We start from the raw sequence: 24958 nt of genomic DNA on the forward strand, positions 1-24958 counted from the left end.
GTTCACGGCGCCGTTCCAAGGAGCTTTCTCATGTTTCGCAGCACGATGAACATCACGGCCCTGAGCTTGGGGATCTTCGCCGCGAGCGCGCCCGGCGACGCCATGGCGCACGGCGCCGGCGTCCACCGGCACGGTCAGGTCTTCGTGATGACCAACGCCGGAGATGGCAATGCCGTGGTGGCGTATGACCGGGCCGCGGACGGCTCGCTCGCGTACGCAGGGACGTATGCGACCGGGGGGCTCGGCGCGCCGAGCCGGCCGATCAACCCGCTCGGCTCGCAAGGGTCGCTCGTCCTCAGCGAGGACGGAAAGCTGCTGTTCGCCGTGAACGCGGGGAGCAATGAGGTGTCGATGTTCGGGGTGGGGCCGCACGGCCTGACGCTGCTCGACGTGGTTGACTCGGGCGGCGACTTTCCCGTCAGCGTCGCGTCTCACGGCGGCCTGGTCTATGTCCTCAACGTGGGTGGCGACGGCAACATCGCCGGCTTCGAGGTGGACCCGTGCGGCGAGCTTGTGCCGATGAACGGGTCGGTCCGCGATCTCGGTCTCGGCGGCACGATTCCGCCGTCGCTCGGCGCGACGCCGGGTCAGATCGGGTTCTCTCCCGACGGGGAGGTGCTGGTCGTGGCAGGCAAGGGGGCGAACCAGATCCACGTGTTCCCTGTGAGCGGCCGCGGCTTCCCCAGCGACGCTCCGGTCACGACGATCTCCAGGGGTCTCGTCCCGTTCGATTTCGCCTTCGACCGGCGCGGACACCTCCTCGTGGCGGAGGTCGGCGGCGACGGCGTGCCGGCGACCGGCGACACGAGCGCGGTGTCCTCGTACGGCATCCGTGCGGATGGCAGCCTCGCCGTCATCAGCGACACGGTCGACACCTTCCAACGGGCGACCTGCTGGATCGCCGGCGCGCCTGGGAGCCGGTATGTCTTCACGGCCAACACGGGCAGCGACACGGTCTCCGGGCTTCAGGTCGACGCGCGCGGCGCGCTGACGTTGCTCGACGGCGGCGTGTCGGCGTCGTTCCCCGCAGGCACGGCGCCGATCGACCTCACGATGACGCGCGACGGGCGGTTTCTATATACCCTCAACGCCGGGGCCGGGACGATCGCGGCATTCCAGGTGAGCCGCGACGGTAGCCTGCTCCCGCGAGGCGAGGCAGGTGGGTTGGTGCCTGGTGGCGGCGCGCAGGGCATCGCAGTTCGGTGAGGAGGATGACCAGAATGAACCGACCCAGGTTGGGGATCAATCGACCCAGGTTGGGGGATGAATCGACCCAGGTTGGGGATCAATCGACCTAGGTCCGGCTGACCGGGGCTGGCGGTGCCTACCCACGTTACGGTGGCTTAAGTGGCGGATAGCCTGGCGGCCGCCACCCCCCCGACGCACGTCGATCCCTTGAAATCCGCCACCAGAACCCTGGCACGGCATTTGTTATGTGCGCCGGCCATGAGCCAGCCTCGCGCGATCATCCCCGGCGCCACATACCTGATCACCCGCCGCATCCTGCGCCGGCATCACCTCCTCCGCCCAGACGCAGGCATCACCCAGCTCTTGGTCTACGCCCTCGCCGTCTCGAGCCGCCGCTACGGCATCGAGGTCCACGCATTCTGCGCGATGTCGACGCATCTTCACCTCATCGTAACGGACGTCGACGGCGTTCTGCCGCGCTTCCTACAGTTCTTCCATCGTATCGCGGCGCTCGGGACGAAGGTGCTACGCGCGTGGGAAGGACCGGTGTGGGACCACGAGCCCACGAGCGCGGTACGGCTGCTGACGCGCGCAGCATTGGTAGAGAAGATCGCATACGTCCTCGCAAACCCTGTTGCCGCCGGCCTCGTCCGGCATGCGTATGAATGGCCGGGCGCCAAGGTCGACGTACGCGAGCTCGGCCGCGGCGTCCTGCACGCGATGCGGCCCTCGGTATACCTCGATCCGGAGAACCCACAGTGGCCCGAGGAAGCGACGCTCCCGCTCGCGCTGCCCCCAACCGTAGAGCAGGACAGCGCGGAAGGGTTTCGCCGCGACGTCGCCGCCGAGCTCGAGCGACAGGAAGCGCAGGCACATGCCAAGACGCAGCAGCAGGGACTCCGCTTTCTGGGCGCCGAGCGCGCCAGCAATGTCTCCCCTTACGAGCGGGCCACGAGCACGGAAGCACTCCGCGAGCGCAATCCGACGTTCGCGGTGGGCCGTAATCAGGGTGACGCGTGGAGAATCGCCGGTGACGCCGTACGGACATTTCGCGCATCCTACCGAGCGGCGCTCGAACGCTGGCGTTCCGGTATACGCAGTGTCGTCTTCCCGATAGGAACATGGTGGATGCGCACGTTCCACGGCGCGAGCGTGGCTGCGGACGCTCTCAGCGCGTGACGACGAACCCCAGGGCTTCGACGCTCGCGCCGACCTCTCCGTTCCAGCCCAGCTGTGCATCCAGGCGCAGCTCGCCCGGTGCGAGCGATTCTGCCAATGCCAGCAGGGCGCCGACCTCGACCGCTTCGAGCTCGGCGCCGACGTCGCCCGCGAAGGGCGGGCAGAGCACGCGTCCGGCCGGCGCGAGCGCGAGCGCGGCGCGCAGCGGCTCGCCGAGCGCCGTGCGCAGGTCGGCGAGATCGCTGCCGATGGCGGAGGGCGCGGTGGCGGACGGCCAGAGCCAAACAGCGAGCCCGGGCAGACGGGCGATGCAGGCGGCTGCCGCGCGCTCGGACGGGAGCACGAGGCCGCGGACGTTGACGCTCGAGGCAGCGATCGCGGCGACGACGAGGCCGGGCGGGGCGAGGGTCAGCGCTGCGAGGCGGCCTAGATTGCGGTGCGCCGCGGCCCTATGGGCGGCAACCACGGTGAGGTCATCCGGCCGGTCGTAGACGAGCTCGACTTCGCGCTGCACGGCCACATGCGGCGAGGTCTGCGCCGCCGCGGCGAGCGCCCGCTCACGAATCCCGCCGCACGACACCGGCTCGCCGTTCTCCGGCCGCGGCGCGGCCTCCTCAATCTCCATCCGCTCGCGAAGGAGCAGCGCCACGCGGGACGGCAGCCCCAGCGAGCCGAGCGCCCAGGCGGCGGAGAACCAGTCGACTGTGGTTGCGGGCTGCACCGTGGTTGCGGGCTGCACCGGCGCGACCGGGGTTGTGGACCTCATCGGCGCGAGCGCCTCGGCCGAGGCGCGATCCCACGCGGCGAGCGCCTCCCCGAGCGGATGGCCGAGCTCCCGGAACAGCGCCCCCGCCTCCTCGAGCGCCGCGGCGGCGCCGAGATCGCCAAGGTCTCGCCGCGCGCGCCCCATCGCCCGCGCCGCATAGGCAATCCAGGTCCGCAGCGGCGGCGTGGCGCCCGCCGCGATGTCGCGGGCGGAGGTCGCGAGCGCGAGGGCGTCGTCGGCGCGTCCGAGCTCGAGCGCCAGCTCCGAGAGAAACGTGAGCGCGCGGGCGCGGCCGAACGCATCGCCGAGGCGCGCGCACAGCCACTCTTGCCGCTGGAGCGCCGCGCGGGCGCGCTCGACGGCGCCGAGGCCGAGCGCCGCCGCGCCGAGCTGACCGTAGGCGATAGCCTCGCCCACGGCGTCTCCCCGGCGGCGGTGGAGCTCGGCCGCGTGCTCCAGCAGCGCCTCGGCCGCCCCGTGGGCGCCGAGGGTCACATAAAGCGTCCCCAGCGAGTTCAGGATCTGCGCCCGCTCGTCGAGGAACGGCTCCGATCCGCGCAGCGCAGACAGCAGCGTGCGCTGCGCGGCCGCCGCGTCGCCGGCGATCCGCTCGGCCGTGGCGCGGTAATGGGTGGCCACGACCGCCGCGCGGCGACGGCCGTCGCCTGCGCCCGCGATGGCATCGAGCTCCGCGACGGCGGAGGCGCAAGCCGACCGCGCGTCGCGGCGCAGGCGCGCGAGCACCGCCTCGCACCGGGCGAGGTCCCGGGCCTCGGCCGCCCCTTCCTCGCCGAACGCCGCAGCGGCGCCGTCGAGGAGGCGGACCGCGGCGTCCAGCGCGCCTTCGCGCAGCGCGAGCGCGCCCCGCCCGAAGGCGAGCGCCGCGGCGAGGAGCGGGCCTCTTGGAAGCGGCGGAGCGGCCGGTGCCGCCGCAGGCGCGCCGCCTTCCCCGAGGAGCGCCTCGATGCGGTCGAGCTCGGCGCGGACCTCGGCGCCCGGCGCGCTCCGGAGCAGCCGCGCAAGGGGCGACACGCCGTCGAGCGGGTCAAGCGGGCGCACGGCCATCCTCCGGCGCCTCCGCGGCCGCGCGCCCGGGCGCGTCGCCGCGGCCCGCCGCCGCGGCGCCAGCGCCGACCTCCGTCGCGCCCTCCTCAGCGCTCCTCCCCGCCCCGCTCCCCGACCCGCGCGCGAGCTCGTGCAGCGCCGCCTTCACCGCCTCGATCGAGAGCTCCGGCCGGGCGGCGCGGATCCGCGCGACGTGCGCGGTCACATGGGGCGCCGCGAACGAGGTTCCGGTCCAGCGCCGGTCGCCGCCGCCGGGCGCGGGCGCGAGCACCTCGTCGCCGGGCGCGAGGATCTCGTGGTCGTCCGTGAGCTCGCTCCGGAGCGCCTCTGGGTCCTGGAAGGGCCCTCGACCGACGCCGATCAGCGACTTGAAGCGCCCCGGATAGGTGCGGAACGCCGCCGCGTTCGGGCCGGCGGCCACGAGCACGACCTCTGCCGTGTAGGCCGCGTCGGCGACCTCGTAGAGTTCGATGAGGGACCGGTAGTCGCCGGGGCGGAGCGGCGCGCTCTTCGGGATATCGATGCCGAGGCTCAGGTTGATCACGGAGAAGCGCTCGCGGACGCAGAAGCGCAGCGCCGCGATGAGCCCGTCGCGGGAGCATCGTCCGTCCTCGCCGAGCGCGCGGACGCTCGTGATTTCGGCCCCGGGCGCCATGCGGTGGACGATGCCCGCGCAAGCCGTCCCGTGCCCGCTGACGTCTCCTGGCGCGCACGGCGCGACCTCGTGCGCTGCTCCGCGCCGGCTCAGCGTGACATGGCGCAGCGCCGCCGAGCGCAGCGCAGGGTGCGAGGCGTCGACGCCGGAGTCGACCAGCGCGACGCGTACGCCGGCGCCGCGGCGCGCGGCGTCGCGGAGATCACCGCCCGGCCCCACCGGAGAGGGCCTCGTCACGCCGCGCTCCCCTCCCCCTCGCCGAGCGGCCCCTGTACGCCGCCGCCGCGCGCGTAGGCGTCGATCCGCGCGAGGAGGTCGAGGGCGAGGCGAGCCTCGACCTCGCCGTGCTCGGCGAGCCTTCCCACCACCGCCGCGAGCTCCAGACGGCGGCGGTACTCGGGCGTGAGGCGGAGCGCATGGATGTGCCGCTCCAGGGCGGCGCGGAGCGAGGTCGGCGGTGGGTCCGCTTCTTCCTGAAGCGGCCGACCAGGGCCCGCCGCCCCAACCTGGTTCGGGCTCGCCGCCCCAACCTGGTTCGGGCTTGCCGCCCCAACCTGGTTCGGGCTTGCCGCCCCAACCTGATTCGGGCCCGCCGCCCCAACCTGGTTCGGGCTTGCCGCCCCAACCTGGCATGGCGCGTGCCCGAGCAGGTCTGGCATAGCGCGGGCGAAGAGCTCGAAGACGACCCGTTCGGTGCGGAACGACTCCACGGTGAGCGCGAGGACCTCGGCGAGCCGCTCGGCCATGTCGAGCTCCCGACCTCCGAGGGGCGCGTCGTGCGAGAAGAGCGCCGCGCCGCCCACGATCGCCGCGCCGACGCAAATCGGCACAAATATTGCATAAGACGGCACCCCGCCCAGAATCGGCCGGAACGGCGCAATCATCGCATCGCCGTCGGCCAACGCCACCGCGTGCCCGCCGCCGCCGCCGAGCAGGTACGCGAACGGGGTGCCGCTCGGCGGCAGCTCCGCGCCCGCCGTGCGGTAGCCAGCGGCGTTGGCGACGACGGGCACCGTGAGCCGCCCGAGCGCCTCCATCTCGAGCGCCACGAGCGCCTCCGAGCACGGCATCGCGAGGCAGGCGAAGCGCAGGTGCTCCCCGAGCCCGCGCACGCGCGCCTCGACCGCGCCGAGGAGCGCCGCGGACTCGACGGTCGAGAGCAGGTCGCGCAGGCGCGCGGTGAAGGGGGCGAGCGGCGAGCGCAGCGCGTGCGGATAGGGCGGGAGGGCCCGCGCCGGGGCGGGCGGCGCGCCCGGCGCGGAGCGGTCGACGATCGGCATGGGGCGGCGATGCTACCGCCGGACGGCCGCCGAACGAACCGCAACCACGCAACCGGCAGCGCGCCGCGGGCTGGCCTCCCGTCCTGCGAAGTTCCGGTTGACGTGCCCCGCTCCTCTCCTAGCATGGCGAGGGCATGCGGCGATTCGGCTGCCCGGCGCACCGTCCGACGCGATCGTCCGCGCACGCGGCAGACGGCTCGCGGTCCACGGCCTTGGAGCCCCTCGATCCGGCGTGGGTGCGATGAGCTCGCCCGACCGCGAGCATCGGCGTCGTCTCGCCATCGTCCTCTGGGGTGTCCTCGGCGTCGTCGCCGTCCTGGTCGAGGCCATTTACCGGCTCGGCGCCACGGCGGCTCGCATCCTGACGGCCCACGAGCTCACGACAGGCCAGCTCGTCCTGCTTGCGGCCTGGACGGTCGTGATCGCCTATTTCGAGGGATATCGCGGCTTTCAACAGCGCTTTTCGCCGCGGGTGGTCGCGCGCGCGCTCTACCTCGCAGAGCATCGTCGGCCGCTGCACGTGGTGCTGGCGCCGCTCTACTGCATGGCGCTCTTCCACACGACGCGCCGCCGGCTGATCGCGACGTGGGTGCTCATCGCGGGCATCGTGGCGCTGATCCTGCTTGTCCGGCGGATGTCCCCGCCGTACCGCGCGATCGTCGATGCGGGCGTCGCGTTCGCGCTGGCCTGGGGGACCGCGTCCATCCTCATCTACCTCGCGCGGGGTCTCGCGGGCCGCCCGCCCGACATCTCGGCGGACATGCCCGAGGAGGCGATCCGCGCCGGACGCGATGCGGAGCAGCTCGCCCGCCCGCCCGTGCGCGTGGGCGGCCCCTGCGATCCGTGAGGGCGCACAGGCGAGCGGGCGGCCCCTGCGCGCCGGGAAACCCGGGCAAGCGGCCAATCGGCACGACGATAAGGGCGACAGGCGAGCGACCCAGTGATCCGCGATCGACGCGCCTCACGGTGCGCCCAGAGCTGAACCGCGTTGCGGCCTCACGTGTGGCCTTCTGGTCATCACCACTGGCGTCGCGATCCCCGGCAACAGGCACTTTGTAAAGATTCCTTCGCAGCAGGCCTGTGGCGCGATGCCTCGCGAGGCGCGGCGCGCGGGCGGAGGAGATCGCGCTGCCCACCGCGCCTCGGCGCCTGCGATCGCGCTTGGCCCGGACCGTGCTCCAGCCGGGGAGCGCTCATGGGGAGCGACTCAACCGACGATCGACCGCGCTCCGTGGAGGGGCGCGCACCGGGGCACCGTGCAGGACTCGAGCAGCAGCCAGGAACCGGCGGATAGGAGCGTAGAGATCACCGACGAGCTCATCATGCCAGTCGTCGCGCAGGAGCTCGAGGTGAAGAAGCGTACAGTCGAGTCTGGCCGCGTCCGCATCACGAAGCAGGTTCACGAGCGGGTCGAGGCCGTCGAGGAGCCGCTCGTGAGCGAGCGCGTGGTCGTGGAGCGCGTCGCCATCGATCGGGTGGTGACGGAGCCGCCGGCGACCCGTCAAGAGGGTGACACTCTGATCGTACCGGTCGTCGAGGAGGTGCTCTTCGTCGAGAAGCGCCTGGTGCTGAAGGAGGAGCTCCGCATCACGCGGGTCCGCTCGGTCGAGATGAGCCCGCCGGAGCGCGTCACGCTCCGGCGCGAGGACGTGCGGGTGGAGCGCGTGTCCCCGCGCGATCGCGACGAGAAATAAGGATCGTCGGACGGGCTCCGGCGCCCGGGCGATCGAGTCACGAACCCCACCTTCGCGCGTGGCGCGAGGGGATAACGGTCCACATGGACCACGACATCATGGAGGTCACGTCATGAATCACAGCGAACGTTCCATGTCCCCGTCCCAGCGTTCTCAGCAGCTGAGCAGGTCCCAGCAGACCGCCAAGGCCGCCCCCTCGACGGCGAAGACAGATGAGCTCCGGGCCGACGTGCTGCAGGAGCAGATCGCGGTCCCCGTGATCGAGGAGGAGCTGCAGGTCGGCAAGCGCGACGTGAACCGCGGCGGTGTGCGCGTATCGAGCCGGCTGGTCGAGCAGCCGGTCCAGGAGTCGGTGAGGCTGCGCGAGGAGCACGTCCACGTCGAGCGGCACCCGGTGGATCGGCCGGTTCAGCCGGCGGCGCTCGACACCTTCCAGTCCGGCACCGTGGAGCTCGTCGAGACCGACGAGGAGGCGGTCGTCGCGAAGAAGGCGCGCGTCATCGAGGAGGTCGTCGTCAGCAAGGCGGTGACCCAGAGGACCGAGCAGATCCGGGAGACCTTGCGCCACACGGAGGTCCACGTCGAGCCGGTCAGCGCGGCGGAGCGCAGCAACGGGACGACGGCGTACGAGCGCTACGACACCGACTTCCGGCAACACTACCAGGCGGGCCCTTACTCCAAGCACGGCTATGCCTACGACCAGGTCGCGCCCGCGTATCTGTTCGGCTATCAGCTCGGGACGTCCCAGAACTTCAAGGGACACGACTGGACGACCATCGAGGCGGAGGCGGGCAAGGCCTGGGAGGAGCGCAACCCCGGCACCTGGGAGCACATGAAGTCCGCCGTCCGGCACGCATGGGACAAGGTCACGGGCAAGGCGTAGACCTCTCCTTCACCTCCCGCCCATCGAGCTCGCATCCTGGGATTTCCCGGAGGCGCGTAGCGCGTCGCTCGAGCTCGTCCCTGTGATCCTTCGGGGGAACCGCGGGAGCAGCCGTGGTTCCCGTGCATCGCCTGGATCGTCGTACGACGAGGCATCAGGGACGGTCCACGGTCGATCTCCGATGTATTCCGGAGGGGATCACGCTGGCTCCACGAAGACGGTGGCGATGAGCTCATGGTTGCTGGTCATCTTGTACATGACCCGTTCCACGCGGTACTTCGACTCGCATCCATCTTTCTCGATGAGCAGCAGCTCTCCCTGGCGAGGGATGACCGCTCCGTGGAAGACCTGAAGCAGCTCCCACGACGTGAGGCAGATTCGGTGTCCTGGATGATGAATCATAGACGGGCTCGGAGCGTAGCCTATCCCGAGGCGTTTCGTTCCGACATTGCGCCGCGTCCCGCGATCCGACCCAGGTGACGCCGCTGACCCCGCCCCGACCCAGGGTTGAGTCGCCGGAGCCGAGGCGCGGCCCAGGTGACCCGACCCAGGTCGCACCGGCGACCCGACCCAGGTTGAAATCGTGCTCCCGTCAAGTTGCGCGACCCGACCCCGACCTGCCGCCCCGACCCGGGTTGAGGTCGACCCGACCCAGGTTGAGGTCGCCGACCCGACCCAGGTTGAGGTCGCCGAGCCGACCCAGGTTGAGGTCGCCCCGACCCAGGTTGAGGTCGCCCCGACCCAGGTTGAGGTCGCCCCGACTCAGGTTGAGGTCGCCCCGACCCAGGTTGAGGTCGCCCCGACCCAGGTTGAGGTCGCCCCGACCCAGGTTGAGATCGCCGCACCGCCGCCGCCGGCCCAGGTTGAGGTCGCGCCGCCGGCCCCACCCAGGTTGAGGTCGCCAACGCCGACCCAGGTTGAGGTCGCCCCCATTCCGTTGCCGCTCGCCCGCATTTCCTATATGTAACGCGCGTCACACAGCACAGGGCATCAGGTAGGAGCCTTTCCACCGTCTTGTCACCACGGAAAGAGGCCAACGAATGACCTTCAAGCACCTGGCTTTCACAAGCGCGCTCTCCGCGCTCCGCGGCGCCCTCGCGCTGACCACAATCGCGGCCTGCTCGTCGGACCATGCCCCTCCCGACGCGGCCGAGCCCGCGGCGCCCCTCGCCCCGGCGGCGCTCGACCCGGCCGAGCGCTCGACCGAGCGGGCCGCCGACACCCCCATTTACCTGAACCGCCGCTACTCGCCCGAGGAGCGCGCCGCGGATCTCGTCTCCCGCATGACGCTCGCCGAGAAGGCCAGCCAGATGGTCAGCAGCCAGGCAGCGGCCATCCCGTCGCTCGGCATCCCCGCCTATGGCTGGTGGAACGAGGCCGCGCACGGCGTCGCCCGCGAGCAGGTCAACCACGGCGGCAACCCGCCCAACACCGTCAACACCACGTCCTATCCCGTCGACCTGTCCCTCGGCTCGACCTGGAACCCGGAGCTCATGTACCGCGAGGCGCGCATGATCTCGGACGAGGCGCGCGAGATCTTCCGCGACAACAAGCTCGACCTCAACGTCTACGCCCCCACCATCAACCTGGCGCGGGATCCACGCTGGGGCCGCAACGACGAGGCCTTCAGCGAGGACCCGGTGCTGACCGCCGCCATCGCCGCGCAGTTCGTGAACGGCATGGAGGGCAAAGACCAGCGCGGCCGCCCCCTGCCCGAGGGCCGCGGCTACCTCAAGGTGAACACCACGCTCAAGCATTACGCCGCCAACAACAGCGAGTTCAACCGCCGCAGAGGCAGCTCGGACATGGATGAGCGCACCCTGCGCGAGTACTACACGGCGCAGTTCCGCGACGTCATCCGCGCCGCCGATCCGGCGTCGATCATGAGCGCCTACAACCGCGTCAACGGCGTCCCCGTGGCCGCCAGCATCCAGCTCAAGGAGGTGCTCGCGCGCTCCACGTTCGGCTTCCGGGGCTTCTTCACCTCCGATTGCGACGCCATCCGCGAGATCCAGGCCGGGCACCGCTGGCAGCCGCCCGGCTATCCCCACCCGCTCGACGCCGTCGAGCGCCACGCCTTCGCCGCCGTCGCCGGCGAGGATCTCAACTGCAACTGGGGCTATCACGACCGCTTCAGCTACGCGAACACCCTCCCCGACGCGGTCGCGCGCGCCATCCCCACGCCGACGGGCATCTTCAACGAGAACGACGTCGACCCGCTGGTCACTCGGCTCTTCGCCGCGCGCATGCGCCTCGGCGAGTTCGACGACGACGCCCGCGTCCCCTGGGTCACGCAGGCGCGGGCCCGCGTCGCGCCAGGGACGTGGCTCAACAGCGACGACAACGGCGCGATCACCGAGACGCCCGAGCGGCTCGCCATGGCGCGCGAGGTCGGGGCCGAGGCGATCGTGCTCCTCAAGAACAGCGAGACCCGGCGCAAGGACGGCAGCACTGGCAAGCTCCTGCCGCTCCGCGTCCCGCGCCGCGGCGCGTTCCGCCTCGCCGTGATCGGCACCTACGCGAACCCCGCCGAGGTCTTCCTGGGCGGCTACTCCAGCGACCAGGGCCCCGCGGGCAACGCCAAGACGGTCAACGGCTACAGCGGCATCAAGGCCGCGGTTCAGGCCATCAACCCCGACGCCGCCGTCGACTTCTACCCCGGCGTGACGCCGGAGACCCTCGCCGAGGTGGACGCGGCCTCCGTCGCCGCCGCCGCCGATTACGACGTCGTGGTCGTCTACGTGGGCACCGACGGTCGCCACTCGCGCGAGGACGTGGACCGCACCACCCTCGATCTGCCCGGCGCCCAGGCCGAGCTCATTCGACAGGTGACCGCGCAGAACCCGAGCACCATCGTCTATATGGAGACCGTCGGCCAGATGGACGTCGGCAGCTTCGAGCCCGGCGTGGCGGCGCTGCTCTGGAGCTCCTACAACGGCCAGCGCAAGGGCGAGGCGCTCGCCGACGTCCTGCTCGGCGCCGCTGGCCCGAGCGGCCGCCTGCCCTTCACCTGGACCACGAACCTCTCCGACCTGCCCCCGATCGACGATTACGCCGTTCGACCGACGGCGAGCAGCCTTGGACGAACCTATATGTACTTCCAGGGCCCGGTCACCTATCCGTTCGGTCATGGCCTGAGCTACACCAGCTTCCGCTACACCCGACTGCGCGCGGATCGGCAGCGCGTGGACGCGAATGGCGCGCTGCGGGTGAGCGTGAATGTCAGCAACGCCGGGCGCGTCGCCGGCGCCGAGGTGGTCCAGCTCTACGTGAGCACGCCCGACGCCCCCGCCTCGCTCGAGCGTCCCAGGAAGCGGCTGCGCGCGTTCCAGAAGATCTCGTTGCGCCCCGGGGAGACCCGGCGCGTGAGCTTCGAGCTGCCCGTCGCCGATCTGGCCTTCTTCGACCAGGCGCAGGGTCGCTATACCGTCGACGCGGGCACCTACGCGCTCCAGATCGCGCGCTCCGCCGCGGACGAGGACATCGAGGAGCAGACCTTCGTGACGGTGACCGGCGCGCTCCGCCCGACGGCCGCCGTGGCGACCGCCAAACCACAGATCGTGGGCGATCACGACCTCGGCATCCAGCAGCGGGTCTTCTTCCCCGTCGGCGCGGAGATCGATCCGCAGCTCACCGTCTCGCTGACCGACGAGACGCTCTACGGCTACATCACCAAGGGCGAAAGCCGCCCGCTCCCCGCGGGCATGCGGGTGAGCTTCCGCAGCAACCGCCCCCGCGTGGTCTCCGTCGATCGCCGCGGGACGATCCGCACCGAGGCGCCCGGCGTGGCCACGGTGACCGCGTCCGTGGAGTACCGCGGCGCCACCGCCACGGTCGATTTCGTCATCTACGTGCGATCGACGTGATCGGATCCGGTGCCGCGGAGCTCCCCCGCCGCACCGGCACATCGACAACGAACACATCGGCTCGCGGCGCGGCTCAGAATGACGGCGAGCGAGCTCCGCCAACCCAGGTCACCGCGCGCGAGCGAGCGCCTCGGGCTCGTCGGCGCGCCGCGCTCGTAGCGGAGCGAATTCTGCTCGGGGTGCTCCCGGCCGCCGTCGCTGAATGCACTGAGTTTGACGGGCTCGGCACCGGAGACGCGGAGTCCGAGCTCGTCCTCGAGATCAAATACAGGGACGAAGGGCATATACCGGGACTGGTCAGGCGCAGGTTCCGAAGACGCCTTGCCCGATCCGCCCTTCCTGGAAGAGCGACACCCTATCAGCAACTTTACACGTCGGAAGGGCCGTCTTCGCTCCATCGCCAGCCAGCATGAGCTCATTCAGAGGCCGAGAGAACATACAAATCCAGTAACATCCAAGTTCCCTGCTGCATGCTCGCTCCGCGGAAGGAGCAGGCATGCCGCTGATAGTGTGTGGTTGCCCGCTCCGATGTGGGAGTGGGTCGCACCTGACGGATTAAGCTTACCGGAGTGCGAGAGCGACATGCGATTCAACGACCTGCTACACGTTTCTGCAACCGACCGCCGTAGATCTCGACAGTGCCTGGCCGCGCTCGCGGCGCTGGCCGCGTTGTCGCTGAGCGCGTGCGGCAGCGACGATGGGAACTCGTTGACCGGCGAGCCCGAGGGCGGCGCGGGGGGGCCCGGTGCGACGGTCGGAGCAGGCGGCGCCAGCTCGAGCTCGCACGCGGGCTCGGGCTCGGGCTCGGGCGCGGGCGCGGGCGACCACGCGAGCGTGGGTTCCGGCGGCACGGGCGCAGGCGGCACGGACGACCATCCGTACGACCACTGCAAGAACGGCTACATGCCCGACCCGAGCGACTCGAGCCCCACCATGAAGGACGGGCCCGCGGACTTCTTCCCGCCCGGCAACAACGATCCGGAGATCGTCGACACCACGGTGCAGCCCGAGGTCCTGAAGTGGATGTATGACCACTCCTGGCAGGCGGCCCACGTCGAGTGGCACGCGATCCGCGCCTGTAACCTCCCGGGCGGCGGCGGGTTGAGCAAGGTGAACATCTGCTCGTTCACCAACCTGGTCCCGAAGGATCAGAACTGCCAGACCGCCGGCGACGGCTATCAGTTCCTGGTGTTCCACCGCCACATGATCCAGGCGCTGAAGCAGCTCTGGCCCAACCACAGCGAGCAGTTCGAGGGCTTCTCCAAGTTCCCGACCAAGGCGGAGGACGTGCCGCCCCAGTGGCGCAACCAGTGGAAGGACTGGGATTCGGCCGCCCTCGAGGCCGGGAGGATCGGCGACGAGATCGACAAGCCCGAGAACCTCGCGAGGTTCCCGGACGAAGGCACGCTCGGCTTCTGGCTCCAGTGCAACGTGGGCCAGCGGCTGGCGGGGGCGACCAACATGCCGTGGGTGGGCCTCCACTTCGTGCTGCACGCCAAGTGGGCGCGGCCGGGCAACACGACGCACGGCGTGAACAACACCAACGCCAACATCGACAACTACATGTTCTGGAAGCTCCACGGCTGGATCGACAACGTGTGGGAGAAGTATCGCCGCGCCAAGGGCCTCACGCCGGACGACCGGAAGCTCAAGGATGATCTCGAGGCGCAGTGCCGCGAGATGGACACCGAGATCAAGATCATCCAGCAGAACCTGGATCCCGACGACGTCGTGAATCCCAACGAGCCTTTGCCGGTGGAGTCGGGGTTCTTCCACGAGAAGGTGCGGCCCATCTTCGAGAGCCGGACCAACCTGTGCAGCGGCTGCCATGCCGAGACGGGTCCCAACGCGAAGCTGACGCTCGGCGGCCACATCAGCTCCAAGAAGATCGTCGACGGCCTTGTCAACCAGCCCTCCATCGGCGGCGGCCAATACAGGCTCGTCGTCCCGGGCGATCCCGACCGCAGCTGGCTCTACCTCAAGGCCTCTGGCAAGGCGGAAACCGCGGGCTGCGTGCAGACCGACATGGCACAGTGCATCAGTGGCGTGATGCCGCCCAGCACGACCGGGCCGACCGTCAGCCCGCAGCAGCTCGAGGTCTTGCGGCAATGGATCCTGGACGGCGCCCAGGGCCCGACCTGATCCGGAGCGAAGACGAAAGGGAAACGACGCCGATCGGCGCTGGCGACGCGCGCCGGACGGGCCGCGCGGGGGCGCTCCAGGAACGGAGCGCGCCCCCGCGCCCGCGGCGCGCGCAGGCCGAATCCACGCCGGGCCTCATGGCGCGGCGTCCGGCGAGCGCGTCGGGCTCGCCGCGGACCGCTGCAGCGCCTCGGCCAGGAGCGATCGGTACAGCGGCGAGCTCTCGCGGAGCGACTCGTGCGTGCCCACCGCCGCGACCCTGCCCCCGTCGAGCAGCACGTTGAACGTCGACCGGAGGAGGTGCGGCGCGTGGGTCACCACGATCGCGGTGCGCCCGCCGGCGACCTCGCACGCGGTGCGCAGGAGCGCCTCGGCGGTCGCGCCCGGCAGGCCCGCCTCGGGCTCGTCCAGGACGAAGACGCGCGGATCGCGCAGCAGCACCCGGGCGAGCAGCAGCCGCCGCGCCTCGCCGCCCGACAGGCTCGGCGGTGAGGCGCGCACCTCGGTCGCGAGCCCGCGCGCCGCGGCCGGAGCGGCGCCCGCGGGCCCCGCCGCGCCCGCGGCGGCGGCCGTCGTCGGCGGCGCGCCGGGCGCGACCGGCGGGCCCGCGAGCTCGTCGAGCTCCACCTGGCGGAGCGCCTCCCGCATGCGGTCGTCGGACGGCGGCGGCTCGAGGCCGAGCGCGAGGTTGTCCCGGATGCTCCGCTCGAACAGGCGCGCCGACTGGCCCACCACGCCGAAGAGCCGCGGGAGCTCGCCGGGCGGGATCCGCCGGAGGTCCACGCCGCCCACGGCGATCGCGCCGGACGACGGATCGTCGAGCCGCAGCAAGAGGCGCAGGAGCATCGACTTGCCGCTGCCGGATCGGCCGCAGATGCCGACCACCGCGCCGGCCGGGATCGAGAGCGACACGTCGTCGAGGACCGGGCGGGTCGCGCCGCTCGGCGTGAACGTGACGCGCTCGAACGCGATCGCCAGCGGGCGCCTCGCCTCGCCGCCGAGAGCGGCCGCGAGGCCGCCGCCCGGCCCCTGGGCCACCGCGGCGAGAGCGGGCCCGGCGGCGGCGGGGCCGCCCTCCGCGGGCGGCGGGTACGCCGGCAGGCGCAGCAGGGCGAGGGTCGCCTGCAGCAGCGGGGCGCGCTCGAGGAAGCCGGCGCGGAGCGCGTCGAGCGCCTCGAGGCGCGCCATCAGGAGCGGCACCACGAGCAGGAGCTCGCCGACCTCGCCCGCGCCGGCGTCCCCGCGGGAGGCGGCGATGGCGGCGACGATGACCAGCGGCGAGAGCGCCGCGAACACCCCCTTGATCTGGCCGGAGACCGCGAGCGCCTGGCCGAAGCGGCGGCGGGCGTCCGCGACCCGGTAGGCCGCCCCGGCGAGCTCGCCCTCGACCTGGGTGCGGGCGCCGAGCAGGCGCAGGTCCTCGGCGCCCGCGAGCGCCTCGCCGAGGGCGCTGAAGACGGCCGTGTCGGCGTGCTGCATCTCCCGCATGGCGCGCGCCACGCGGCCCGAGGCCCGGTCCGCGGCGAGGCGCGAGAGCGCGAAGAGCGCGGCGCCGCCCGCGAGGACGAGCGCCATGCCGCTGGAGACGAGCGACGCGGCGAGCACCGCGAGGGTCGCGAGGGCCTGGGGCAGGCCGGCGACGAAGGCGACGCCGAAGTCGGCGACGAGGCCGGCGTCGCGCGCAATCGCGAGGCGCACGACGTCGGCGCCCCGCGCGGGCGGCGCGGGCCGCGGGCCGGGGGCGGCCGGCGGCCGGGGCGGCACGGGCCGCGGGCCAGGGCCAGGGCCGGCCGGCGGCAGGGGCGCCGCGGGGCCCGCGGGGCCCGCGGCGTGCGCGTCGAGGAGCGCGCGCCCAGCGGCGTCGACGTCCCGGGGCGAGGCGGACAGCGCCGCGCGGAAGAGCGCGACCCGCAGGGCGGCGGTGAGGTCGCCGGCGAGCTCGGAGCTCTTCCGGCCCGACAGCACCGCCGCGGAGGCGGAGGCGAGCGTGGCGCCCAGCGCGGCGAGCACCACGGCCGCCGGCGGCGCGCCGTCGAGCAGGCGGGCGAGCGCGCCGCCGAGGCCGCTCGTGGACGCCGCGCCGCCGGGCGACGCCGCGCGGCCGGCCACGGCGCCGAGGGCCGCGCCGGCCATCGCCGGCAGGAGGCCGGACAGGGCGCCCGAGAGCGAGGAGAGCGCCACGACCAGGGCAAGGCGCGCCCCGGGCGCGCGGCGCAGGGCTCCGGCGAGGGCGCCGCGGCGCTCTGCCGGCTCGTGCGCCTGCGCCCCGGCCTCTTGCGCCTGCGCCCCGGCCTCTTGCGCCTGCGCCCCGGCCGGCCCCTCCGACATGTGCGCCCGGCGCCCCTCGCGCAGCGAGCGAAGACCGATCCGCAGGATCGCGAGGAGCGCGCGCATCGACGTGCGAGGTCACGCTACACCGCCGACGCCGTTGCGCGCGACGCCCATCCGATCGACCCTCTCGGCGTGCGCACCGCGCTCGTGGTCCTGCTCCCGCTGCTCGCGTCCTGCGGCCGCCCCGAGCCCGCGCCGCCGGCGGAGGCCGACGCCGGGGCGCACACCCCCTGGACGCGCAGCGCCGCGGCGTCCCTGAGCGAGCGCGGCGCCCAACCCCGGTCGGGCGGGCCGCCGGCGGCGAGCTCCGCCGAGCCGGGCGCGCTCGAGGAGATCCTCGCCGCCGCGCGGCAGGCCGCGCCCAGGCCGGGCGACGGCGCGAGCCTCGCGAAGATCGGCACGACGACCGGCCTGCCGGCGCCCTCTGCGCCCCCGTCGGCCGCGGAGCCCTCCCCTGCCCCCGCCCCGCGGTCGCGCGTCGAGATCGGCGCGCCCATGGTGCAGGCCGACATGTCGAGCCCTGCGATCGAGAAGGCGGCGCGGGCGCAGCTCTACTGGGATCTCGTGCAGCGCTGTCGCGGCCCGGACGGCAAGATCCTGCCGCCCGACGCCGTCCGGGTGGAGTTCAACGTCGACGCCGAGGGCTACATCGTGGTGCCGACGATCATCGGGAGCGCCTCCGACCCCCGCTACGACGAGGCGGCCACGTGCATGCGTCGGGAGCTGTCCGGCGCCACGTTCCGCGCGCCGGCGGGCGCGCGCGGGCTGCCGACCCGAGTCGACGCGACCGTGCCGTCGGTCGACTGACGCGTCGGCGCCATGCGTGTAGTTCCTATTCAGGGAAACGAAGCGTCTCGACGGCGATGCCGTCCTCCGCTGTCACCATGGTGCCATCGTGGTTCCAGCGGATGCCGCCCTTGCCGGGCGGCCCCAGCTCGTAAATGACGCCCTCGAGCGTGAGCTGGTCCTCGTCCAGGTAGGCGATGCCGATGAGTCGTGTTCGCGGTCACGTGAGCACCCTACGACGCATTACTGGGAACACCAGCATCGGTGGGACAAAGGCCGTGCGTCGTACACGCATCCAGCGATGGATGGTGGCATGCCGCAGCCGTTCGAGAAGGTGGACGCCCGGCTGACGCTCCGTGTCTTGAAGCGGCTCAAGCTGGATCTGCGTGCAGTGCTCGCCGAAGCCGCCTTGGGCTACACCGCCACGGAGATCGCGGTTGGATTCCGCAAGACCCACACACGACGCTGGGACGGATCCACCGCGGCAGAAGGCGGTTTCGCGAAGCGCTCCGCTGCTGGCGCGTGACGAGGTGCCCCGGCGGCGAGAGGCGGGGCCGCGCGGGCTGAGCTCGGTGGAGCGCGGGTCGGGAAGCTCCTCGTGCTTGCCGAGAAGCACGGCTCTACGCCGGCCGAAGGACCCCAAGCTGACCGAGCGAGCAGCGCCCCTTGCCGCCGGTAGCCGCCCGCCCGGGCCGCGGCACAGGACGCTTACGCAGACGTGCTCTCGTCCGTTTGTCTCAGGCTACGCCAGAACCAACCGCGCGCCCTTACGGTCTGCCCGCGCAGTCTGGTACGTTCGCAGCATGCGTCCTGCCCGCCGCCCCCGCTCCGCCGCCGCGATACTCCGCTCCGTCCCCCCAGAAGACCGCCTTATCATGCGCCGGCTGGGCTTCGACCTGAACGACCCGGAGTTCGCCGCCCTGTTCGTCGAGGGAGTACGAGCCGCCGACGACGCGATCGCGGAACAGGAGCGGTGGGAACGAGAGCTAAGTCTACGTTGAGCGCCGCCCGTGCCCGTGCCGTTCTGCCGTCGGGACCTTGATGCTCGGGGCCGTCGAGCCCTGCTGGAGCCACGAGCGCATCGACGGCCGGCTCGGCGCCGGTCTCGGCGCGTGACCAGGTTCGTCACAGCAGACGTCGGCAGCGCCGGAGCGCGTCGCGCATCGGGAGCCGGGTTCGATTCCCGCCGCCTCCACCAAGAAGACACGGAGAAAGCCGTGTCCTCTTGCTTTTGTATGACCTGCGTGTGACCTGAAAATTCCGGCGACGCTGGATTTGGGGCGGGACCGGCGTGAGAGGGACCACAAGGAGCGGGCGCGGCAGGTGACGCCAGGGTACGGGGCTCCACGGCGGGCACCAGGCCGGCGAGGCCGACCCCGGGTCCGAGCCAGCGATCGCCCAGGCCTCGCCGGCGAAGCTGAGCGGACGGGCACGGCAGTAGGGGATGGCGGCGGTGTGGTCCCTGCCCTGTGTTGAGAGTCAAACTGGTTGATGCTCTCTCGCTCGGGCTGGCTGATGGCCATCGCGACGGTGAGCGGGCCTCGGTCACGGGCGTGATGGTCGGCCCATCGCGTCCTGAGCGTGCCGGGGTGCTCGGACGCGTCAAGGGTTCCCTCGCAGGGCTCGGCGGCTGCGCCGCCCTTGACGCGCCCTGCGCGCCCCGGCGGCCGCGTCGCGCGGGCGATGGGCGGACGGAGCCTCCGGCGGGGGCTCCGCGCACCGGATGGGCCGGCGATGACCATCGCGCGCGTGAGCGAGCCATCATCCTGCGTGAGCGAAAAGCGGACCTCACCCATCATCTACCTCGAGCGTCAACAGGGGGTCGCTGGACCGGCAGCAAGGTCAAGAGAGATGCCTCCGGGCGCCTGCGCGAGGTTGTGCGGCTGAAGCCCCAGGTAACTGTACATGGCAAAGGGGTCACGATGAGCGACGAAGCGACGTACGCGTTCGGTGACCCACATGCTGTTTAGGAGCCTCTGCGCTGCGTAGAAATCGGCGCCGGAGGTGTGGATGGACGAGAGCAGACGCATCTGGCGCGACCGGGTGGCGCGCTGGCACAAGAGCGGGCACTACGTCCGCGTGTTCGCGGAGCCGGAGGAAGTCAGAGCCGGCACGCTGTACTCCTGGAGCCACCGGCTGGGCATGAAGCGGAGCGAGCACCGGCGATTTCCTGGATGGCACGACCACGTCGTGATTGTGCGATCATGTCAACCGAACGCTGGGGCGAGTGGGCACTTGCCTTCGCAAAGGCGTTTGGACCCCCCACCCACACATCGTCCTCGATCTCACCATCTCCAAGCAGGCCGGGCCGAAGAAGGCGCTCTGCGACGCGTGGGACGGCTTCGCCGCAGAAGCGCTCTGACTCCCGACGCGGGTGCCGAGCAGCGCCTGCGCGCGCGCCGCGGCGGGGAGATCCCGGCGCGCGCGGCGACCGTGCCCGGGGTCCCTCGGGGCTACGTCGCGTGGGCCGTGCTCGCATTGCGTCCGTCTCGCGGGGCAATGTCACGGTCCAGCGCCTCGATGTCACGATCCAGCGCCTCGATGTCACGGCCCAGCGCCTCGATGTCACGTGACAAGGGCGGGACATCAGATGGCGCCGCGGTCGCATGCCGAGCGATCGCCGCGGGGCTCCGACTGGAGCAATCCTTGCAAAGGTCACGCGCATGACCCAGTACATCTTTCGCTTGGCGACGGCGGACGACATGGCGGAAATCCGCCGCATGCAGGACCAGTTCATCATCGAGGCACACGATCCCATCGGCGTCCTGGAGGGGAGCTACTCGCGGAGCGAGTTCCTGGTGCTCGAGAGGCGGGATGAGCGCGGCTCCCGCTTGATCGGCATGGTGAGCTTGATGCGGGCCTCGGCCGGTCCCTTGGCCCTCGAGCACGTCTTCCCCGACATATGGGAGCGTGTCGATCTGCCGGCTTTGACCGGCCTAGCCGGGATGGGTCGTGACGACCTGATCGAACACGACTGGACGTACGTGGAGCCGGAGCATCGCGGGAAGCGACTGGCCAAGGCGCTCTGGGCAGGGAGCATGCTGGTCGCGCATCAGCGGGGTCATGCAGCCCTCATCGCGATCAGCAATCCGAGCATCATGGCCCTCATGCGCGACGACTTCCGCACGATCGGGCTCGCGGCCGATGTGGCCGGCGTCCACTACGAGCTCGGCATGATGTTCCCCGAAGAGAGCGCTCCTCGCATGGCCGAGATCGCCCGGCAGACCTGCGCGCGTGATCCCGGGATGGTGTGGCGATTGCCGGGCCTCGAGAGCTGATCGCCCTCTCGGGCGGTGGTGGCGCGCATGGCGCTCGCCGGCGTCGCCGCCCCGGAGCGGGCGATGGAGCTCGCGGGCGAGGCGGTGGCGCTCGCGGGGCGCGCCGGGCCCGCGCTGGATCTCGCGGGGCGCGTGCTGCGGTCCGAGCTGAAGCGTGCGAGGTTCGAATCGGCCACGTGCGACGGGGCGACGCCTTTCTGCCGGCGCGACAGGACTGCTCGCCATCGAGCAGATGTGGCGCATCGTCGAGGCGCCGAACACCGCCCCCACCGCGCGCTGCGGCGCCGCCGTGGCGCTCAGGGCGCACCTGGATGAGGCCGGCCATCGTCGCATGCTCTCGGCGGCGAGAGGTGCTGTCGCGCCGGGGGTCCGCGAAACCCTGGAGGCCGCCGCGCGCGCGAGCACGAGCGACGCGGAGCTCGCCGAGGCGCTCGCCAAGGTCGACGACCGCAGCATGACGTCGCTCGCGTAGAGCGCCTCGCGGCAGGCAGGTAGAGCGCCTCGCGGCAGGCAGGATCCAAGAGACCTACGTACACCTACAGCGAAACGGTTCCAAGAGCCGCCAGCCGGGAGCGTGGCGACCGGGCGAGGCCCCGGCCGTGCGCCGCGCGGGGGCGCGAAAAAAGATGTCTTGCTCTGTCGATCCCGCCGGCGGTCGTTCGTCGCCCCAGTGAAGCCAGGGTCGTCAATCCGGTCGATCCACCCCGGGAGCCTGGCTTCGCGAAGGAGACACGACGATGCCATCCATGACTGCGACCGCGAGCGTGGCCCTGCCCGCCCCCACCCGCAAGCGCTGGCGCCCCGCGAACCTCTTCGTGCTTCCTCCCTGGTACTTCGCGTCGATCCCGGCCATGCGCGCTGTCGTGTTCGGGCTCGTCGCGTGGCCCCGCCGCGACCGCCGGGCCGCATAGCGCATGGCGCGGGCAAGCGCCGCAACCGATGCTAATGACCTGCTCGTGCGTGGAGGAGATGCGTGATGATCGGTTTGAAATTGCCCCGTCGGGCGACCCTGAACGCGTTTGTGTTGACCCTCGTCGCCGCCGCCTGCGGCGGCGACGACGACGAGGTGCCCGTCGCGAGCTGGACAGCCGCGTGGGGGACGACGATGCAGGGGCCGGATTCGCCGTTCCCCGACACGACGCCGCGTAGCTTCAGCGACGAGACCTTGCGCCAGCGGCTCGTCGTCACCGCCTCCGGCGATCGGGTCCGGCTGCGGCTCTCGAACCTCTTCGGGACCCAGCCGCTGGAGCTCGCCGAGGTCCGCGTGGCGAAAGAGGCCTCGCCCTTCGTCTCGGCGCCGGGCACCGACCGGCGGGTCCAGTTCGCCGGCCAGCCGAGCGCGTCGATACCGCCGGCCAGCGAGGCGGTGAGCGACGGCGTGGAGCTCGCGGTGAGCACGGGCGACCGTCTCATCGTGAGCATCTACAGCGCGGCGACGTCGGAGCCCGCGACGTGGCACCCGTTCTCCTTCACGACGCACGCGGTCGCCACGGGGAACCAGGCGGCGAGCGAGGCCTTGACGTCACCGGCCAACGTCACGTCCACGTATTGGCTCGCGGGCGTCGACGTCGAGTCCACGGAGCCCCAGAAGGTCGTCGTTGCGTTCGGCGACTCGATCACGGACGGCTCGTCATCGACGATGGACGCCGACAAGCGCTACTCGGATCGGCTCTTCGCGCGGCTCCAGGCGGATCCGGAGACGCGGACGGTCGCGGTCGTCAACCAGGGCCTCGGCGGGAACAGGCTGCTCCGGGACAACATCGGTCCGAGCGCCGTGTCGCGCTTCGAGCGCGACGTGCTGGGGACGCCGGGCGTGACGCACGCCATCGTCTTGATCGGGATCAACGACATCGGCATGCCGGGCTTGTTGGGGGAAGCCGAGAAGGTGACCGCCGCCCAGTTGATCGACGGGCTCCAGTCGCTCGCCGACAAGGCGAGAGCGAGGGGGGTCAAGGCGTTCGTCGGCACGCTCCTGCCGTTCGAGGAAGCGTTCCCACCCTACTATACGCCCGAGGGGGAGGCCGTACGCCAGGAGGTCAACGCGTGGATCCGTGGCAACACCTCCTACGACGGGGTCATCGACTTCGAGGCCGCCGTGCGTGACCCGGAGCAGCCCGCGAAGATCCTCGCCTCGTTCGACAGCGGCGATCACCTGCACCCCAACGACGCCGGCCACGAGGCGATGGCGAACGCCGTGCCCCTCTCGATCTTCAAGTAGCCGGTCTGCCTCAATCCATCCGCGACACGCTGAGCGGCCGCATCAGCGCCCGCTTCTTGTCCTGGTGCTCGTGCATCCGCTTCAGCACGTCGACCACGAACGCCACCGTCGCCACGATGTTCTCGCCCTGATTCAGCATCACGCACTCCGCCCGCGAGCTCATCGCCGCGTCCGTCACCTCCCCGCGCGTCGGCACCCCCGTCTTGTTCAGGCTCTCGAGCACCTGCGTCGCCCAGATCGCCGGGACCAGCGCGGCCTCGCAGAGCCACAAAAGCTCCTCCTGGACCTCCGCCAGCCGCACGAAACCCATCTCGACGGCCATGTCGCCGCGCGCGAGCATCACCCCCACGTGCTCGCTGCGCATCGCCGCGAGCAGCAGCCGCGGGAACTGCCGGAACGCAGGGGTCGTCTCGATCTTCAGCACGATCCCGAGGTGCGCCGCCCCCCGCGCGGCGAGCTCCTCCTGGAGCCGCTCCACATCGGAAGGAGACCTGACGAACGAGAGCCCCACCATGTCGGCGTTGCGCGCGATGAAGTCGAGATCCTCTAGATCCTTCGGCGTGAGCGACGCAATCCCGAGCTCGGTGTCCGGAAAGTTCAGCCCCTTTCCCGGCTTCAGCTTCACCCCACCCTGCCGCGCGAGATCCACCTCCACGAGCGCGGCCCCCTCGGTCACCCGCTCGACCGTGCCGCCCAGCCGCCCGTCGTCGTAAAACACCCGGTGCCCGGGCCGGAGGTCGTCGATGACCTCCGGGATCGTGCAGCTCACGGCGAGCGCCTCCTCGACGTCGGCGTCGCCCGCCGCGGCGCGCGCCCTCTTCGCGTCCTTCACGTCCTTGCACAGCCAGAGCTTCGGCCGCTCGCCCGACTCCGGAAGCGTCACGCGCGCAGACCCCCCGCCGATCTTGCTCACGCGCGGGTTGGGCCCGGAGATGTCGCAGAGCACCTTGCAGGCGATCCCGGTCTCCTGCCCCGCCTTCCGCAACCGCGCGATGAGCTCCGCCCAGCCGTCCGCGTCCCCCTTCGAGCAGTTGATCCGCGCGATGTCCATGCCGCCCTCGAGCAGCCTCTTCAGCTCGCCCTTCCGCGCGTCCTCGTGCAGCGTGACCATCACCCGCGTCTGGCGCCCCTCCCTCCCCTCGCCGAGCAGCGCCCGCGCGTGCTCCTCGAGCAGCGCGGCCCCCGACTCGAACGAGGCAAGGTACTCGCCGGGCGCCCGCGGCTCGGGGCGCCGCGCGAGCGCGTCGAGCGCGCCGAGCACCGCGTCCAGGGACGCCAGCGTGCAGCTCTCGAGCCGGCCCAGGGAGCTCAAGCCCAGCGCGGCGAGCCGCCGCTGGAGGCCGCGGATGTCCTGCTGCCGGACGGCGAGGTAGTGGAGCAGGTTCGTCGCCCCCGCCCGGTGCCGCGGGTGCACCGCCTCGAGCAGCGGCCGGTAGCGCTGCTCGTGCTCGACGGCGCTCGCGCGCAGCGCCTCCACGGCGGCGAGGGCCTGCTCAACTACCTGCGGGTCGGGATAAGCCATGTCGCGATCTCTCGGCTGGAGTGCGCGGATCCTCGCGTCCGCTGCAGCGCGCCGCACCGCGCGGCGCCCCGGCGAGTCCAGCACCGCGCCCCGAGGCAGTCCAGC

The 24958-nt window shown here is 71.8% G+C and carries 19 protein-coding genes; 13 read left to right on the plus strand and 6 right to left on the minus strand.

All coding sequences use genetic code 11. The features are described 5' to 3' along the window. The first annotated feature begins 30 nt into the window (after window positions 1-30). The gene (locus WMF33_RS31465; protein WP_437332079.1) at window positions 31-1206 is read left to right on the plus strand and encodes a lactonase family protein; all 1176 of its coding nucleotides are present in this window, start codon (window positions 31-33) and stop codon (window positions 1204-1206) included. Window positions 1207-1446: 240 nt separating this feature from the next. Then, window positions 1447-2367, plus strand: a complete 921-nt coding sequence (locus WMF33_RS31470) for a transposase (protein WP_437332080.1) — start codon at window positions 1447-1449, stop codon at window positions 2365-2367. Here the strand turns inward: WMF33_RS31470 and WMF33_RS31475 are convergent. The 3 genes from WMF33_RS31475 to WMF33_RS31485 are packed head-to-tail and all read right to left on the minus strand — an operon-like array spanning window position 2357 to window position 6133. Beyond that, a complete protein-coding gene (locus WMF33_RS31475) occupies window positions 2357-4192 on the minus strand; it encodes a hypothetical protein (RefSeq protein WP_437332081.1) in 1836 nt (611 codons plus the stop codon). The two genes, WMF33_RS31470 and WMF33_RS31475, sit on opposite strands and share 11 nt — an antisense overlap. Further along, the gene (locus WMF33_RS31480; RefSeq protein ID WP_437332082.1) at window positions 4179-5090 is read right to left on the minus strand and encodes a S8 family peptidase; all 912 of its coding nucleotides are present in this window, start codon (window positions 5088-5090) and stop codon (window positions 4179-4181) included. Before WMF33_RS31480 ends, WMF33_RS31475 begins: the two co-directional genes overlap by 14 nt. Next, complete coding sequence (locus tag WMF33_RS31485) at window positions 5087-6133, minus strand: hypothetical protein (protein ID WP_437332083.1); 1047 nt, start codon at window positions 6131-6133, stop codon at window positions 5087-5089. Before WMF33_RS31485 ends, WMF33_RS31480 begins: the two co-directional genes overlap by 4 nt. A 241-nt stretch (window positions 6134-6374) precedes the next feature. Between WMF33_RS31485 and WMF33_RS31490 the strand changes: the two genes are divergently transcribed. From WMF33_RS31490 to WMF33_RS31500, 3 genes are all read left to right on the plus strand, one after another. Beyond that, window positions 6375-6980 carry a hypothetical protein gene (locus WMF33_RS31490; protein WP_437332084.1) on the plus strand — a complete coding sequence of 202 codons (606 nt, stop codon included), beginning with the start codon at window positions 6375-6377 and terminating at the stop codon, window positions 6978-6980. Between the two features lie 475 nt (window positions 6981-7455). After that, complete coding sequence (locus WMF33_RS31495; RefSeq protein ID WP_437332085.1) at window positions 7456-7827, plus strand: DUF2382 domain-containing protein; 372 nt, start codon at window positions 7456-7458, stop codon at window positions 7825-7827. Between the two features lie 112 nt (window positions 7828-7939). Continuing rightward, the gene (locus WMF33_RS31500) at window positions 7940-8710 is read left to right on the plus strand and encodes a YsnF/AvaK domain-containing protein (protein WP_437332086.1); all 771 of its coding nucleotides are present in this window, start codon (window positions 7940-7942) and stop codon (window positions 8708-8710) included. Between the two features lie 198 nt (window positions 8711-8908). On the opposite strand, the gene WMF33_RS31505 is transcribed toward WMF33_RS31500, so the two are convergent. Beyond that, on the minus strand, window positions 8909-9112 hold the full coding sequence (locus WMF33_RS31505) for a hypothetical protein (protein WP_061623806.1): 204 nt from the start codon (window positions 9110-9112) through the stop codon (window positions 8909-8911). Window positions 9113-9750: 638 nt separating this feature from the next. Between WMF33_RS31505 and WMF33_RS31510 the strand changes: the two genes are divergently transcribed. After that, complete coding sequence (locus WMF33_RS31510) at window positions 9751-12576, plus strand: glycoside hydrolase family 3 C-terminal domain-containing protein (RefSeq protein WP_437332087.1); 2826 nt, start codon at window positions 9751-9753, stop codon at window positions 12574-12576. A 708-nt stretch (window positions 12577-13284) separates the two neighbouring features. Next, on the plus strand, window positions 13285-14718 hold the full coding sequence (locus WMF33_RS31515) for a hypothetical protein (protein ID WP_437332088.1): 1434 nt from the start codon (window positions 13285-13287) through the stop codon (window positions 14716-14718). Between the two features lie 135 nt (window positions 14719-14853). Here the strand turns inward: WMF33_RS31515 and WMF33_RS31520 are convergent, their stop codons facing one another. Beyond that, complete coding sequence (locus WMF33_RS31520) at window positions 14854-17112, minus strand: ATP-binding cassette domain-containing protein (protein WP_437332089.1); 2259 nt, start codon at window positions 17110-17112, stop codon at window positions 14854-14856. 69 nt (window positions 17113-17181) lie between these two features. Between WMF33_RS31520 and WMF33_RS31525 the strand changes: the two genes are divergently transcribed. From WMF33_RS31525 to WMF33_RS31550, 6 genes are all read left to right on the plus strand, one after another. After that, window positions 17182-17856, plus strand: coding sequence for a hypothetical protein (locus WMF33_RS31525; protein WP_437332090.1), 675 nt, complete (start codon window positions 17182-17184; stop codon window positions 17854-17856). Window positions 17857-18148: 292 nt separating this feature from the next. Next, window positions 18149-18361, plus strand: a complete 213-nt coding sequence (locus WMF33_RS31530; RefSeq protein WP_437332091.1) for a hypothetical protein — start codon at window positions 18149-18151, stop codon at window positions 18359-18361. Window positions 18362-20498: 2137 nt separating this feature from the next. Next, window positions 20499-21113, plus strand: coding sequence for a hypothetical protein (locus WMF33_RS31535; RefSeq protein WP_437332092.1), 615 nt, complete (start codon window positions 20499-20501; stop codon window positions 21111-21113). A 232-nt stretch (window positions 21114-21345) separates the two neighbouring features. Then, a complete protein-coding gene (locus tag WMF33_RS31540; protein ID WP_437332093.1) occupies window positions 21346-21585 on the plus strand; it encodes a hypothetical protein in 240 nt (79 codons plus the stop codon). Window positions 21586-21850: 265 nt separating this feature from the next. Next, window positions 21851-22024 (plus strand): hypothetical protein, encoded by a 174-nt coding sequence (locus WMF33_RS31545; protein WP_437332094.1) that lies wholly within the window; start codon window positions 21851-21853, stop codon window positions 22022-22024. Window positions 22025-22089: 65 nt separating this feature from the next. After that, on the plus strand, window positions 22090-23331 hold the full coding sequence (locus WMF33_RS31550; RefSeq protein ID WP_437332095.1) for an SGNH/GDSL hydrolase family protein: 1242 nt from the start codon (window positions 22090-22092) through the stop codon (window positions 23329-23331). A gap of 10 nt (window positions 23332-23341) precedes the next feature. Here WMF33_RS31550 and WMF33_RS31555 read toward each other — a convergent pair whose 3' ends face one another. After that, window positions 23342-24853 carry a pyruvate kinase gene (locus tag WMF33_RS31555; RefSeq protein ID WP_437332096.1) on the minus strand — a complete coding sequence of 504 codons (1512 nt, stop codon included), beginning with the start codon at window positions 24851-24853 and terminating at the stop codon, window positions 23342-23344. Window positions 24854-24958: the final 105 nt, after the last annotated feature.

The sequence above is a fragment of the Sorangium sp. So ce394 genome (assembly GCF_051474665.1).
GTDB lineage: Bacteria > Myxococcota_A > Polyangia > Polyangiales > Polyangiaceae > Sorangium > Sorangium cellulosum_D.

Bases quoted from the DNA above. Each gene is read 5' to 3' on its own strand.
- WMF33_RS31465 (WP_437332079.1), top strand. From the start codon at position 31: ATGTTTCGCAGCACGATGAACATCACGGCCCTGAGCTTGGGGATCTTC.
- WMF33_RS31485 (WP_437332083.1), bottom strand. From the start codon at position 6,133: ATGCCGATCGTCGACCGCTCCGCGCCGGGCGCGCCGCCCGCCCCGGCG.
- WMF33_RS31500 (WP_437332086.1), top strand. From the start codon at position 7,940: ATGAATCACAGCGAACGTTCCATGTCCCCGTCCCAGCGTTCTCAGCAG.
- WMF33_RS31490 (WP_437332084.1), top strand. From the start codon at position 6,375: ATGAGCTCGCCCGACCGCGAGCATCGGCGTCGTCTCGCCATCGTCCTC.
- WMF33_RS31550 (WP_437332095.1), top strand. From the start codon at position 22,090: ATGATCGGTTTGAAATTGCCCCGTCGGGCGACCCTGAACGCGTTTGTG.
- WMF33_RS31510 (WP_437332087.1), top strand. From the start codon at position 9,751: ATGACCTTCAAGCACCTGGCTTTCACAAGCGCGCTCTCCGCGCTCCGC.
- WMF33_RS31535 (WP_437332092.1), top strand. From the start codon at position 20,499: ATGACCCAGTACATCTTTCGCTTGGCGACGGCGGACGACATGGCGGAA.
- WMF33_RS31470 (WP_437332080.1), top strand. From the start codon at position 1,447: ATGAGCCAGCCTCGCGCGATCATCCCCGGCGCCACATACCTGATCACC.
- WMF33_RS31545 (WP_437332094.1), top strand. From the start codon at position 21,851: ATGCCATCCATGACTGCGACCGCGAGCGTGGCCCTGCCCGCCCCCACC.
- WMF33_RS31505 (WP_061623806.1), bottom strand. From the start codon at position 9,112: ATGATTCATCATCCAGGACACCGAATCTGCCTCACGTCGTGGGAGCTG.
- WMF33_RS31540 (WP_437332093.1), top strand. From the start codon at position 21,346: ATGTGGCGCATCGTCGAGGCGCCGAACACCGCCCCCACCGCGCGCTGC.
- WMF33_RS31520 (WP_437332089.1), bottom strand. From the start codon at position 17,112: ATGCGCGCGCTCCTCGCGATCCTGCGGATCGGTCTTCGCTCGCTGCGC.
- WMF33_RS31555 (WP_437332096.1), bottom strand. From the start codon at position 24,853: ATGGCTTATCCCGACCCGCAGGTAGTTGAGCAGGCCCTCGCCGCCGTG.
- WMF33_RS31530 (WP_437332091.1), top strand. From the start codon at position 18,149: ATGCCGCAGCCGTTCGAGAAGGTGGACGCCCGGCTGACGCTCCGTGTC.
- WMF33_RS31495 (WP_437332085.1), top strand. From the start codon at position 7,456: ATGCCAGTCGTCGCGCAGGAGCTCGAGGTGAAGAAGCGTACAGTCGAG.